This is a genomic window from Psychrobacter sp. W2-37-MNA-CIBAN-0211 (assembly GCF_040309405.1).
GTDB classification, from domain to species: Bacteria; Pseudomonadota; Gammaproteobacteria; order Pseudomonadales; family Moraxellaceae; genus Psychrobacter; species Psychrobacter glaciei.
The window spans coordinates 1-409 of the sequence record NZ_JBEOOU010000051.1 but is presented as its reverse complement, the minus strand read 5'-3'; the positions used below and the strand labels follow the sequence as shown (position 1 = coordinate 409).

The 409-nt window shown below is 59.7% G+C and carries 1 protein-coding gene; it reads right to left on the bottom strand.

Going from position 1 to position 409, the window contains the following annotated elements:
- On the bottom strand, positions 1-409 hold a 409-nt coding region (locus tag AAEY72_RS14240; RefSeq protein WP_352311150.1), incomplete at both ends, for a hypothetical protein.

Genomic DNA, 409 nt, shown 5'->3' with positions numbered 1-409 from the left:
GCGTCAGCGCACGCCATGTCGGCCACACGTCGAAGTTCACGTTGCGGGGGATCATCACGCCAGAATGGATGACGTAACTAACGCTCGCAGTGCCGTTGAACGTCGTGTCTTGGAGCACAATCGTTCCGACTGGTTGACCCGGCGTAGGCGTGACCGGATCATAGTTGCTGTCCCATGTTCCGTTGGTAGCGACAAAGCACGTGAAGGGGAGCAGGGTTCCACCGTGCGCCGGACCTGCACGAACAGATTCATACGCGTAGGGGCCGGTAAAGACCTTGTAGACCTTCACCGTCTGTTCGCCAAACGTCGGCTGTCCCTGCGGAATCTGCCCCACGCCGTTGACGAACGTTACAGGCTGTCCGTAGAAGCCGGGACTACCCTTGTTCTGCGGGTTCGCAGGCCCGTTGAC